The organism is Acidovorax sp. 69 (assembly GCF_002797445.1).
In the GTDB taxonomy this organism is placed as follows: Bacteria; Pseudomonadota; Gammaproteobacteria; order Burkholderiales; family Burkholderiaceae_C; genus Acidovorax.
In genome coordinates this window covers 1,031,344-1,043,344 of record NZ_PGEP01000001.1, presented here as the reverse complement: position 1 = coordinate 1,043,344, position 12,001 = coordinate 1,031,344, and the positions used below count along the sequence as shown (strand labels likewise).

Annotated in this window: 10 protein-coding genes and 1 pseudogene; 3 read left to right on the top strand and 8 right to left on the bottom strand. The window is 60.1% G+C overall.

The genetic code is table 11. The annotated features are described in order from the left end of the window. Positions 1-37 precede the first annotated feature (37 nt). From CLU85_RS04830 to CLU85_RS04820, 3 genes are all read left to right on the top strand, one after another. The gene (locus tag CLU85_RS04830) at positions 38-2,956 is read left to right on the top strand and encodes a ribonucleoside-diphosphate reductase subunit alpha (protein ID WP_100409292.1); all 2,919 of its coding nucleotides are present in this window, start codon (positions 38-40) and stop codon (positions 2,954-2,956) included. Between the two features lie 135 nt (positions 2,957-3,091). After that, positions 3,092-4,291, top strand: coding sequence for a ribonucleotide-diphosphate reductase subunit beta (locus CLU85_RS04825; protein ID WP_100409291.1), 1,200 nt, complete (start codon positions 3,092-3,094; stop codon positions 4,289-4,291). Between the two features lie 184 nt (positions 4,292-4,475). Then, positions 4,476-5,078, top strand: a complete 603-nt coding sequence (locus CLU85_RS04820) for a histone (protein ID WP_100409290.1) — start codon at positions 4,476-4,478, stop codon at positions 5,076-5,078. Between the two features lie 134 nt (positions 5,079-5,212). Here the strand turns inward: CLU85_RS04820 and CLU85_RS04815 are convergent, their stop codons facing one another. The 8 genes and pseudogenes from CLU85_RS04815 to CLU85_RS04780 form a co-directional block, all read right to left on the bottom strand. After that, positions 5,213-6,115 (bottom strand): carbohydrate kinase family protein, encoded by a 903-nt coding sequence (locus CLU85_RS04815; RefSeq protein WP_100409289.1) that lies wholly within the window; start codon positions 6,113-6,115, stop codon positions 5,213-5,215. A 24-nt stretch (positions 6,116-6,139) separates the two neighbouring features. Beyond that, the gene (locus CLU85_RS04810; protein WP_232727730.1) at positions 6,140-7,141 is read right to left on the bottom strand and encodes a DUF3426 domain-containing protein; all 1,002 of its coding nucleotides are present in this window, start codon (positions 7,139-7,141) and stop codon (positions 6,140-6,142) included. A gap of 110 nt (positions 7,142-7,251) precedes the next feature. Next, positions 7,252-7,719 carry a zinc-ribbon domain-containing protein gene (locus CLU85_RS23590; RefSeq protein WP_369858158.1) on the bottom strand — a complete coding sequence of 156 codons (468 nt, stop codon included), beginning with the start codon at positions 7,717-7,719 and terminating at the stop codon, positions 7,252-7,254. Between the two features lie 55 nt (positions 7,720-7,774). After that, positions 7,775-8,677 carry a 50S ribosomal protein L11 methyltransferase gene (prmA, locus tag CLU85_RS04800; RefSeq protein WP_100409288.1) on the bottom strand — a complete coding sequence of 301 codons (903 nt, stop codon included), beginning with the start codon at positions 8,675-8,677 and terminating at the stop codon, positions 7,775-7,777. An 80-nt stretch (positions 8,678-8,757) separates the two neighbouring features. Next, a complete protein-coding gene (gene accC, locus CLU85_RS04795) occupies positions 8,758-10,107 on the bottom strand; it encodes an acetyl-CoA carboxylase biotin carboxylase subunit (RefSeq protein WP_100409287.1) in 1,350 nt (449 codons plus the stop codon). Positions 10,108-10,114: 7 nt separating this feature from the next. Beyond that, positions 10,115-10,570 (bottom strand): acetyl-CoA carboxylase biotin carboxyl carrier protein, encoded by a 456-nt coding sequence (gene accB, locus CLU85_RS04790; protein ID WP_100409286.1) that lies wholly within the window; start codon positions 10,568-10,570, stop codon positions 10,115-10,117. A 160-nt stretch (positions 10,571-10,730) separates the two neighbouring features. After that, positions 10,731-11,309 (bottom strand): TlpA disulfide reductase family protein, encoded by a 579-nt coding sequence (locus CLU85_RS04785; protein WP_100409285.1) that lies wholly within the window; start codon positions 11,307-11,309, stop codon positions 10,731-10,733. After that, positions 11,306-11,904 (bottom strand): annotated as a pseudogene (locus tag CLU85_RS04780) (hypothetical protein). Before CLU85_RS04780 ends, CLU85_RS04785 begins: the two are co-directional and overlap by 4 nt. Positions 11,905-12,001 lie beyond the last annotated feature (97 nt).

Below are 12,001 nucleotides of genomic sequence, written 5' to 3'. Positions count from 1 at the left end.
CCCGCCTACCCCAGACAGCCCACAGAAGAGGACACCCATGCAAGCTGCTTTGAATACGCCTTCCACTACCCACGCGACGCCTGCAGATGCCTCCGCATCCCAGGCCACGCTTGCGGGGACCAACAATTCGTTCGCGCATTACCAGATCATTCGCCGCAATGGCGCAGTGGTGCCGTTCGAGCCGCAAAAAATCGCAGTGGCGATGATGAAGGCCTTTCTGGCGGTCCATGGAACGCAGGGCGCCGCTTCAGCCAGCGTTCGCGAAGTCGTTGACACGTTGACCCACAACGTCACCCGTGCGCTGGTACGCTCGCGCCCCGGCGGTGGCACCTTCCATATTGAGGACGTACAGGACCAGGTTGAGCTGGGCCTCATGCGCGGCGGAAACCACGAAGTCGCACGCGCCTATGTGCTGTACCGCGAACGCCGCACTCAAGAGCGCGCTCGCCAGACGGAACAACAAGCCCCCGCCCCATCCACACCACTGCTGCACGTGATAGACGGTGACGCACGCGTTGTGCTGGACCTGGGCCGCCTGCAGGCACTGATCGAATCGGCCTGCGTGAATCTGGGCGCAGACGTTAAAGCTGATCCCATCGTGGCAGAAACCATGCGCAATCTGTATGACGGCGTGCCCATGGACGAGGTTTACAAGGCATCCATCCTTGCCGCCCGCACGCTGATCGAGAAAGACCCTGACTACACCTACGCCACGGCCCGCCTGCTGCTGCACACCATCGTGCGCGAGGTCCTTGGCAAGGATGTGACCCAAGATGAAATGGGTCACGCGTACCTGGAATATTTTCCCCAATTCATCAAGAAGGGCGTGGAAAACGAGCTGCTGGACGAGCGCCTCCTGACGTACAACCTGCAACGCTTGGGCAGTGCGCTCAAGGCTGAGCGGGACATGCAATTCGACTACCTCGGCCTGCAGACCCTGTACGACCGCTACTTCCTTCACGTCAAGAAGAGTCGCATCGAGTTGCCCCAGGCCTTCTTCATGCGTGTAGCCATGGGTCTCGCACTCAATGAAGCAGACCGCGAAGCCCGCGCCATCGAGTTCTATGAAGTGCTGTCGTCCTTTGACTTCATGTCCAGCACGCCCACACTGTTCAACAGTGGCACGCTGCGCTCGCAACTGTCGAGCTGCTATCTGACCACGGTGCCCGACGATCTGGACGGTATCTACGAGTCGATCAAGGAAAACGCCTTGCTGTCCAAATTTGCTGGCGGCCTGGGCAATGACTGGACCCGTGTGCGCGCACTGGGCTCGCACATCAAGGGCACCAACGGCGAATCGCAGGGCGTGGTGCCCTTCCTGAAGGTGGTGAACGACACGGCAGTGGCCGTGAACCAGGGCGGCAAGCGCAAGGGCGCTGTCTGCACCTACCTGGAAACCTGGCACCTCGATATCGAAGAATTCCTGGAACTGCGCAAGAACACCGGGGACGACCGCCGCCGCACGCACGACATGAATACGGCCAACTGGATTCCTGACCTCTTCATGCGCCGCGTGATGGAGAAGGGCACCTGGACCCTGTTCTCGCCCTCCAACGTACCAGACCTGCACGACCTGTTCGGTGCTGACTTTGAGAAGGCCTATGTGGCCTACGAAGAGAAGGCCGCGCGCGGCGAGATCAAACCTGCCAAGACGGTGCAGGCCACCGACATGTGGCGCAAGATGCTGACGATGCTGTTTGAGACGGGCCATCCCTGGATCACCTTCAAGGACGCCTGCAACGTGCGCTCGCCCCAGCAGCACGCTGGTGTAGTGCATTCGTCTAACCTGTGTACCGAAATCACACTCAACACCAGCGACACCGAAACTGCTGTGTGCAACCTGGGTTCGGTCAACCTGCTGCAACACATCAAGGATGGTCAACTCGATCACGACAAGCTCAAGAAGACCATCAAGGTCGCCATGCGCATGCTCGACAACGTGATCGACATCAACTATTACGCCGTCAAGAAAGCCCGTGACTCTAATCTTCGTCACCGGCCTGTGGGTCTGGGCCTGATGGGCTTTCAGGACAGCCTGTATGAGCTGCGCATTCCTTATGCGTCTCAACAGGCCGTGGAGTTTGCCGACCGCTCGATGGAAGCCATTTGTTATTACGCCTATTGGGCCTCCACTGAACTGGCCAAAGAACGCGGCCAGTATGCAAGCTACAAAGGATCGCTGTGGGACCAAGGCATCCTGCCCCCCGATACGCTGGACATGCTCGCCAAGGCACGCGGCGGTTACGTCGAAGTGGACCGCTCGGTCACGTTGGACTGGGATGCCCTGCGCAAAAAGATTGCCCAGGACGGCATGCGCAACTCCAACTGCGTCGCCATCGCCCCCACAGCCACCATCTCCAACATCATCGGTGTGGACGCATCGATTGAGCCTTCGTTCGGCAACCTCTCGGTCAAGTCCAACTTGTCGGGAGAGTTCACGGTCATCAACGGCGGCTTGGTGCGCGACCTCAAGCGCCTGGGCCTGTGGGACGACGTGATGATAATGGACCTCAAGCACTTCAAGGGTTCGTTGCACCCCATCGACCGCGTGCCGCAAGACATCAAGGACCTGTATTCCACCGCGTTTGAAGTCGAGGCGCAGTGGCTGGTCGAAGCCGCATCCCGTCGCCAGAAGTGGATTGACCAGGCGCAGAGCCTGAACATCTACATGGCAGGCGCGTCGGGCAAGAAGCTCGACGACACCTACAAACTGGCCTGGATCCGCGGCCTCAAGACCACGTACTACCTGCGCACGCAGAGTGCCACGCACGTCGAGATGAGCACGGTGAACACGCGCCAGCTCAACTCGGTTTCTTCGGGAAATGACGAAGCACCAACCGGTGCATTTGCGCCCACGCAAAGCAAACAACACGCGATGGAAGCAGCCGCAGCAGTGCCCGCCACAGACGTTCAGTTTTCTCCCATCGACGATCCAGGCTGCGAAGCCTGCCAATAAAAACTTCGTGCGCGACGGCTCGCATGCATTCGAAGCGTCGCGCATGTGCTGTGAAGCAACAAAACGTTGCTGCACAACGCTTCAGTGCTTTTCTTTTTGCAGCACTGCTTTCATAATCCGAACACTGGAAAATCTATGTTGACCTGGGACGAAGAAGTCAAGCCCTCATCGCAAAATCAACTGGACGGTGGACTGAACAAGAGCCACCCGGCGGGACAGCCGCCTTTGCCTTTCCAGACCCCTTCCCTGCAAGAAGTGCACGCGTCGATGACTGCATCTGCAGCGCCGCAAGCAGCCCCTGCCGCCGCAACCGCGTACCGCCGCGTGAACGCCGCCGACAAGCGCATCATCAACGGCCAAACCGACGTCAACCAGCTGGTGCCATTTAAGTACAAGTGGGCGTGGGAAAAATACCTCGCCACTTGCGCCAACCACTGGATGCCGCAAGAGGTGAACATGACGCGCGACATCGCGTTGTGGAAAGACCCCAACGGCCTGACAGAAGACGAGCGCCGCATCATCAAGCGCAACCTCGGCTTCTTCGTGACCGCAGACTCGCTGGCTGCCAACAACATCGTGCTGGGCACCTACCGCCACATCACCGCGCCAGAGTGCCGCCAGTTCCTGCTGCGCCAGGCGTTCGAGGAAGCGATCCACACGCACGCCTACCAGTACATCGTGGAGTCGCTCGGTCTCGATGAAGGCGAGATCTTCAACGCCTACCTGGAAGTCCCATCGATCCGCGACAAGGACCAGTTCCTGATCCCCTTCATCGAGGCGATCATGGACCCCAACTTCCACACCGGCACCTTCGAGACCGACCAGACGCTGCTCAAGTCGCTGATCGTCTTCGCCTGCCTGATGGAAGGCCTGTTCTTCTACGTGGGCTTCACACAGATTCTGGCACTGGGCCGCCAGAACAAGATGACCGGCGCTGCCGAACAGTACCAATACATCCTGCGCGACGAGTCGATGCACTGCAACTTCGGCATCGACCTGATCAACCAGCTCAAGCTGGAGAACCCGCACCTGTGGACAGCCGAGTTCAAGGCGGGGATCAAGGCCTTGTTCATGCAGGCCGTTGAACTCGAATACCGCTACGCAGAAGACACCATGCCGCGTGGCGTGCTCGGCATGAATGCATCCATGTTCAAGGGCTATCTGCGCTACATCGCCAACCGCCGTGCCACGCAGATCGGACTGGAAACACTCTTCCCCAACGAAGAAAATCCGTTCCCATGGATGAGCGAAATGATCGACCTGAAGAAGGAACGAAACTTCTTCGAGACCCGCGTTATTGAATACCAATCTGGTGGTGCGCTGTCCTGGGACTAGCGCCTTTTCGCATCACACCACCATGGATTTTTACACCACGCCCGCCACAGACAGCGCCTCAGAGTGCGGCTGTGGGGTGCGTTCCCGTGTTCATGGAGATGGAGTTCTTCTCCATCTCCATGGATCGCTTTCTGTCCACTGCAGACAGGAAGTGCTCTTTGCAAATTGACCCAAGGAGAACATGATGGCAACTGCGAAAAAACCAGCCGCTAAGAAGGCTGCCCCAGCGAAAAAGGCTGCACCGGCAAAACCGGTAGCAGCGAAGAAGGCTGCACCTGCCAAGAAGGCAGCAGCACCGGCCAAAAAAGCCGCTCCCGCCAAGAAGGCAGTAGCAGCGAAGAAGGCTGCACCTGCCAAGAAGGCAGCAGCACCGGCCAAGAAAGCCGCTCCCGCCAAGAAGGCAGTAGCAGCGAAGAAGGCTGCACCTGCCAAGAAGGCAGCAGCACCGGCCAAGAAAGCCGCTCCCGCCAAGAAGGCAGTAGCAGCGAAGAAGGCTGCACCTGCCAAGAAGGCAGCAGCACCGGCCAAGAAAGCCGCTCCCGCCAAGAAGGCAGTAGCAGCGAAGAAGGCCGCACCTGCCAAGAAGGCAGCAGTACCGGCCAAGAAAGCCGCTCCCGCCAAGAAGGCCGCAGCAGCGAAGAAGGCAGCACCCGCTGCCAAGGCTCCTGCAAAGAAAGCTGCACCGGCCAAGAAGGCCCCAAAGGCCCCTGCCCCTGCAACTCCAGCAGCACAGACCACCCTGAACCCTCAGGCTGCTTGGCCTTTCCCTACGGGCAACAAGCCTTAATCCTGGCGTGTCACACGCTCAACCCGGTGCCTGCGCACCGGGTTTTTTATGCCTGCGGAGGATGTTCTGCGCGACATGCAACACAACACCCCCCTGACCCGACGACATTTCCGCAACCTTGCCAACACACAAAACTAAGCAGGGGTGAAATCCAGCGTGTAGTTCTGTGGGCCACGCTGCGCGATCTTGAGAGCACCAACCCGGTTACCTAACTCAGCACAACGCACCAGCGGCCAGCCTTTTTCCAGGCCAAACAGCAGGGCGCCACGCCAGGCATCGCCGCACCCAGTGGGGTCAACCACCTGGGCAGGCACCACTGCAGGCACGTGCGTTTTCTGGCCATCCACCCAGACCTCGCAACCCTCCGCGCCCAACGTGACCACCAGGCCCTTCACTTGGCGCGAGATCTCTGCAAGGGTCCAGCCCGTGCGGTCGCACAGCATTTTCCCCTCGTAGTCATTGACCGTTACCCAGGACGCCTGAGCAATGAACCGCACCAACTCTTGCCCATCGAACATCGGCAGGCCCTGGCCTGGATCAAACACAAAGGGAATGCCCGCCGCCACAAACTGAGCCGCATGCTCAAGCATCGCGTCACGACCATCCGGTGCGATGATCCCCACACCCACACCCACACCGACGTCGGCCACAACGCGATTGACATGCGCCTCCATCATGGCCCCGGGGTGGAATGCCGTGATCTGGTTGTTGTCACGGTCCGTCATGATCATGGCCTGTGCGGTATATGTGTCCTGCACCTGCCCCACATGGCGTGCGCTGATGCCCAGTGATTCCAGTCGCTGCAGGTACTCTGCACCATCACTGCCTAGCATCGCCATGGGCAAGGGCTCACCACCCAGCAGCTTGAGGCTGTATGCGATGTTGCCAGCACATCCGCCAAAATCGCGGCGCAGGGAAGGCACGAGAAAAGACACATTGAGAATGTGCAACTGATCGGGCAGTATCTGCTCTGCAAACCGCCCCTCGAAGGTCATGATGGTGTCGAACGCCAAGGAACCACAAATGAGGGCAGCCATATTGAATCAGTCGGTTAAGAAAATTTAGGGGTAAAAAGCCAGCAGCCGGTATCCCGCAACACGCGCTCCACCAGTGGTCACGATCACAGAGACCGACGTACCCCACTCGCCACGTGCCGGGAGTTCTGCCGGTGCCGCCATGTCCGTTGGCAGCAGGACCCGCCGAAGCACTGGCTGGTCCTGCGCATCAGTCAAAGTCAACTCGACCGCCGGCATGGCCAACGGAATGGCGGCCTTGCTCTTCATCGTGAGCGCCAGCTGATAGCTATCACCCCTGGCTTTGTTGAAAGATGAACTGTCGATGACCACATCGGCGATCTGGCGCTGCGGGGCAATCTCGCACCGCAATGACTCACACAGTTTCATCAGCCAGGGCCTTGCACGAGCGTCCAGGGCCACGATGTGATCTCGCTCCTGCACCACCACCTGCAAAGCCAGACCCAGGATCGACAGCAAGACTGCCAGCACAAGAACGATACGCACCGCCGGTTTGCGCCAAAAGGCCTTGCGACGCGCTGCGATCACAAAGCTGACCTCTTCTTGATCAGCGTCGTGCGTGACCTCATCAGACTCTGAGACACCCTCCCTCGTGCGAGCAGCGCTGCGCGAACTGGCCTGCAACTCCGCCACCAGCGGATCATCCCCCTCAAGGGCCAATGCACCCGGCAAATCCACCACCGGCGGTTGCTGCACAAAATCCACCGAAGGCAAAGAACCCACGATGGGCTCAGCGATGGAAACCGAGGTGGGCGCAGGGCCACGCTCAATGTCATTCAGCGGTGTGGGTGGTGTCTGGATGTCTCTCTCAGGGCCGACGCGGCCGGACTCCACGGCAGCCTCAGTGACCGCAGGGGCTGCTGCATCCCCAGGCCAGTCAGCATCACGCTGATCGGCAAAAGGCAGCTCGTATCCTCCGCGCAACGTCGGCTGTGCCGTATCCATCAACAACGACGATGCAGGCAACGAAACAGCGGGAAGTACAACATCCTCCAGCCCAGGCATCAACGTTACGGCGGGGATTGCCAAAGCGGCGGCCTCAGCCCTGCGCGGGCGCGTCAGCCGGTCAGAGGCACTCAATGCTGCGGGCGAAGGCGACGGCGGAGAGCGCCAAGCGAACGGCGTGGTGGGCTCTAGAGTCAAGCCATCGGTACCCAACTCCACCCCATTCCCCCCGCGGCTAGAAATGCGGGCACTGCAGGGCTGGGAATATCGAGCACTGGTGTGAATGCTGCAGACAACGCGGGCGGCAGAGCATCCCCACCGCGCGGGCCGCCTAGAGCACCCACCGGTGGATCCGAGAATCCGGCACCCTCCGCGACTGGGCGAGAGACAACGCCTGAAAAAGGTACAACAGGTGACGCAGCCCCATCGCCCCATGCGCGTGCGGCATCCACCTTGCGCGCCACCGGGACTGAGGGCGGCCGCGCATCGGTCAGCGACATATCTGGCAAAAGTGCCGGGGGCGCCGATGGGACCAAATGCGCCGAGGCATCAAATACCTCTTTGCATTGGCCACAGCGCACCCATCCTTCCGATATGCGCAATTGGTCCGCCACAACCTTGAAGGATGTGGCGCAGGACGGGCAGCGAGTGATCTGGCTCATCAGCCGTGGATTGTAGGGGTCGTGCCACCCCAGCCAAAGCGAAGCACGCGCGGGCTCAGCGCTTGGCAGTCATCAGAATCCAGCCGTCCTCGGCATCGGCCACTTCCAGAGGAAGCCAAGGCGCATAGGCCTCTTTCAATTCATCTGCCTGCCGCTCCAGGATGCCGGCAAGAACAAGATGCCCACCGGGTGCTACATGGCCACATAACAGGGGTGCCAGCACCCGAAGGGGCGTGGCGAGAATGTTGGCAAACACAGTCTGGTATTCGCCCTGTGCCGCGTGAGGCAAACCTGCTTGCAACACCACCTCGTTGGCCTTCGCATTCTGGGCCGTAGACTCCACCGCAGCGGGGTCAATATCCACGGCATCAATATCCGTCGCCCCGAACTTTGCAGCACCGATGGCCAAAATGCCCGAACCGCAGCCATAGTCCAAAACCCGCCCCAGCGGATTGCCCGACGCCAGTTGTGCGGCTCCGTTGCGTGCTACCCAGCGCAGACACATGCGCGTCGTAGGATGGGTCCCGGTCCCAAAAGCCAGCCCTGGATCCAGCCGGATGCTACGTACCGCCTGCGCTGGCAATTCATGCCAGGTGGGCACGATCCAGAAATCAGGCGTGATATCCACGGGCGTAAATTGCGACTGGGTCAGCCGCACCCAATCCTGCTCGGGCACCTGCGCCACACCAAGCACCTGGCAGCCCACAAAAAAATCCTGCACCACCAGCAGTTGCTGCGCCTCGCGGGCTAACACCTCTGAAGGAAACAACGCAACCACGCGGCTGCGCTGCCAACCCTCCTTGGGAGGCGGCATGCCAGGCTCTCCAAACAACGCCTGCTCGGCATCGGTCTGAGCGTCGGCATCTTCCACCGACACGCTCAACGCATCCAGCGCATCCAGCGCATCGCTGACCGGTTCAATACGGTCCTCAGGACACATCAGACTCAGCTCAAACATAGGCGCCTCTCAGAAAAAATGAAATGCTGGCACCCGTCGCCAGGAGCCAGCATGTTGTATGCGACCGCACAAGGGCAGTATCAGCGCTTGTGCTGCGACAGCCACTCTTCCAGGTAATGGATATTGGTGCCGCCAGCCATGAACTTGGCATCGACCATCAACTCGCGGTGCAGTGGCACGTTGGTATTAATGCCTTCAATCACCGTCTCTGACAGCGCCGTGCGCATGCGGGCCAGGGCCTGTTCGCGCGTATCGCCGTGCACGATGATCTTGCCAATCATCGAGTCGTAGTTGGGGGGCACAAAGTAGTTCGTGTATGCATGCGAATCCACGCGCACGCCCGGTCCACCCGGCGGATGCCAGGTGGTGATGCGACCGGGTGACGGGGTGAATTTGTACGCGTCTTCCGCGTTGATCCGGCATTCAATGGAGTGGCCACGGATCTCGATCTGGCGCTGCGTGAAGGGCAGCTTCTCACCCGCCGCCACCATGATCTGCGTGCGCACAATGTCCACACCCGTGATCCATTCGGTCACCGGATGCTCCACCTGCACGCGGGTGTTCATTTCAATGAAATAAAACTCGCCGTTTTCGTACAGGAACTCGAACGTGCCTGCACCGCGGTAGCCAATCTTCTTGCACGCGGCCACGCAGCGTTCGCCAATCTTTTCGATCAGCTTGCGTGGGATGCCCGGCGCAGGCGCCTCTTCGATCACCTTCTGGTGGCGACGCTGCATGGAGCAGTCGCGTTCGCCCAGATACACCGCGTTGCGGTGTTTGTCGGCCAGCACCTGAATTTCAATGTGCCGCGGGTTCTGCAGGAATTTCTCCATGTAGACCGCAGGATTGCCGAAAGCAGCGCCCGCCTCGGCCTTGGTCATCTGCACCGCATTGACCAGCGCGGCCTCGGTATGCACCACACGCATGCCTCGGCCACCGCCACCGCCGGCGGCCTTGATGATCACGGGATAACCCACCGCCTTGGCAATGCGGCGGATCTGGACCGGATCGTCCGGCAATTCGCCCTCAGAGCCCGGCACGCAGGGCACACCGGCCTTGATCATGGCCTGCTTTGCCGATACCTTGTCACCCATCGTACGGATGTTGTCGGGTGTCGGGCCGATGAACTGGAAACCGCTCTTTTCCACACGCTCGGCGAAGTCGGCGTTTTCCGACAGAAAGCCGTAGCCGGGGTGAATCGCCTCCGCATCGGTCACTTCTGCCGCAGAAATGATGGCGGGCATGTTGAGGTAGGAGAGGGGCGATGGCGCGGGGCCAATACACACGGCCTCTTCCGCCAGCTTCACATACTTGGCGTCGCGGTCGGCCTCGGAATAGACCATCACAGCCTTCACGCCCAACTCATGGCAGGCGCGCTGGATACGGAGAGCGATCTCTCCCCGGTTTGCGACCAGGATTTTCTTGAACATGAGCGCCTTATTCGATGACGAACAGCGGTTGTCCGTATTCGACCGCCTGGCCGTTTTCGCCCAGGATGCGAGTGACCGTGCCGGACTTGTCGGCTTCGATCTCATTGAGGATCTTCATCGCTTCAATGATGCAAATGGTCTCGCCTTCCTTGACTTGGCTGCCCAATTCAACAAAAGCCTTAGCGCCGGGGCTGGACGAGCGGTAGAAGGTGCCCACCATGGGCGACTTGACGATGTGGCCTGCGGGAACAGCAGGCGCAGAGGGGGCAGGCAACTCGGCCACCTGGGCTGCGGCAGGTGCGGGGGCAACAGGGGCCTGCATGGGGGCAGCCACATACTGCTGGACTACACCACCAACGCTCTTGACGATGCGGACTTTGCCCTCGGCCTCCGTGATTTCGAGTTCGGATACGTTCGACTCGGACACGAGATCGATCAGGGTTTTGAGTTTTCGCAGATCCATGGGAGCTCCAACGGCTATAAAACTGAATAGGGCGCGAATTTACTCCAATTTCGCCCTACCGCAGTCTTCCACATGCATTTTCCATGAACTTCATCATGGAAATATGCATCCAACAGGGCCGCTGGCAACAGCACAACGAGGGAAACACCGAAAGAAAAGCTCAGCGCAAGCGGGCCCACAACTGCAAGTCCTGCGGAGTCACTTGCCCCATTTTACGATGCAGCACCCGCCCCTCCTCACCCAGCACCACACTGAAGGGCAGCCCACCCGTGAGGTTGCCGAGGGACCTCCCCAGGTCCGTGCCACCCAAACCCGCCAGCCCCACCGGAAACTCCAGGGGAATACGTGCCAGAAACTTGCGCACGGCCGAAGGCTGGTCGATGGCCAAACCCAGAACTTGCCAGCCTTTGCCCGCATGTTCTCGATAAAAGGCATCAAGCATGGGCAGCTCTTCCACGCAAGGCGGGCACCAAGTCGCCCAGAAGTTGAGCAACAGCGGCCTGCCTGCGAAAGACTTCATAGCGACTGCTCCGCCATCAGGCTTGTCGAACTCCATGCCCCAGAGCGCCTGCTCGGCGCCCGATGCCATGGCGTGTGGCTGAAACTTCCACCACGCCAGGCCAGCACCACCCAGCGCCGCCGCACCAGCAACCCCGGCATAAAGCAGGCGGCGGCGTGCGGACGATGGAGCATCGGAGGGGATCATCACAGGTACAGGCAAATCAGCAGGGTTCGTCATGGCGCAATGGTTTCCTGGAGCAGGCGGCGCACGGCCGTCATGTCCCCGCGGGGGTACGGCCTTTGCCATCGGGTTTCAACGCGCCGCGCAGATCGTCAAGGTCATAAATCAGCAAGTGCACGCCGATCATCTCATTGAGTTCAGCTGACTTGCTGCCCAAGCTCAGGGCCTCGACCGATTCACCATGAAAACCCTTTACCGTACGGGGCTCGTAATCCACATGATGGTCTATCAGCGCTATCTCTGCTGATTTAGGGTCATCACAAAACAACTGCAAATAAATATCCGACAACCGGGTGGCTGTGCCATGCCAGACAGCCCCGCCCAGATGCGGACGAAACACCGCCATGCGCTCCATCCAGACCAGCGCCAGTTGCCGCAGGGCCCTCAATTCGCGCGGCTGTGTATCGGCGCAGAAGATCTGGATGTATTCCCGCACTGCCGCCTCGACCTGATCGTTGTCGGGCAATGGGGTGCGGGCGGGCAACCCCATCTGGCGCAATGCCCGACGCTTGGCGGGGCCCCACTCAAGCCCCTCTTCCACCACCAGGCGTGCCGTGGTGTGGGCGATTTCCTCGCTCAAAGGTGTGTGCATGGCAGTCAGTCAAAAAAAGGAGGGCCACAGCAGAGAAAACGACCCTATTGTGGCTTGAACTGGTGACACGAGCGACGGCCTGCCCCTAAGTACCATC